Here is a 1112-nt window from a genome sequence, read left to right as displayed (position 1 = left end):
TTTTGAGATAATTTCTAGCTTTATCCAGCTTGTGCTGTTTAACCAAATGTCTTGCGCAACTTTGATAAGCGATCGCTTGCCACTGACGCACTTCTGGGTCTTGGGGCATTCTTTGAGCCAAGGCTTCGACTAATGCGATCGCTCTAATCAACCGTCGCTCCCGAAGCAATTGCTGGAGTTGATGATAGGAATCCCACTTCAGCTGTTGTTCAACGGCTGAGAGGGGTTGATTGAATTCAACGGATGGTGGCTTAGGCGTTACCCAAGTTGAGGTTGGAGGATGTGATTCCTCAGGCTGATTACTGTGATTACCAAAGCTAGTGGCGGAGGTTAAGACTGGTTCACGGTCACACTCTTTGATAGCACTGAGGAGAAGCTTATAAGCCTCCGTAAACCGAATAAACTTTTCTTGGGCAAGCTTGTCTCCAGGGTTAATATCAGGATGATACCGACGTGCCAGACGCCGATAAGACTCTTTTACTTCAACCTGCTTCGCTCCTGGATCCACACCCAGTAAGCGATAACAATCAGCCAGATTCATCAATGGGATAAGTAATCAATAAGCGTTGAGACAGACTTATCTGTTTCTCTGTTTCCTATATATAGAGTACCCTGTTCAATAATGTCACTACCTTTACCTTTATACTACTTCATCACCAGATCATCAAACAGCCATTACCCACCAAGACGGTTACAACCCGCTTTGCAGTTATAAATCAAAGCCTGCAATTGGTGTAATTACGGTTAATAACCGGCTTGGCAGCGTAAGTCGTGATCAAATTAAATTGACCAGACCAACACTCTAGGGTGCTCTCTGATCAATGACCTGGTCAATCAAGCCATACTCCTTGGCTTCATCGGCTGACATGAAAAAGTCCCGATCCATGTCTTTTTCGATTTTCTCTAGGGATTGACCGGTATTTTGGGCGTAGATTTCATTGAGTTGATGGCGGATCCGCAAAATTTCTCTAGCTTCAATCTCAATATCTGTAGCTTGTCCACGGGTTCCCCCAGAGGGTTGGTGAATCATAATCCTGGAGTGAGGCAAAGCTATTCGTTTTCCTTTTTTACCTGCAGCTAGCAGGAATGACCCCATAGAGGCAGCTAGACCA

2 protein-coding genes are annotated in these 1112 nt (G+C 45.1%); both read right to left on the bottom strand.

The annotated features are described in order from the left end of the window. Nucleotides 1–541 (bottom strand): J domain-containing protein (locus tag F6K38_RS42815; RefSeq protein ID WP_287360993.1); only part of this gene is annotated, 541 nt, incomplete at its 3' end. 261 nt (nt 542–802) lie between these two features. Then, nucleotides 803–1112: ATP-dependent Clp protease proteolytic subunit (locus F6K38_RS42810; protein WP_287360990.1), on the bottom strand; the 310-nt coding region annotated here is incomplete at its 5' end.

Origin of the sequence: Moorena sp. SIO3B2 (assembly GCF_010692525.1) — a bacterium.
Taxonomy (GTDB): domain Bacteria; phylum Cyanobacteriota; class Cyanobacteriia; order Cyanobacteriales; family Coleofasciculaceae; genus Moorena; species Moorena producens.
The sequence above is the reverse complement of the archived record's forward strand: the minus strand, read 5'-3'. Positions and strand labels throughout refer to the sequence as shown.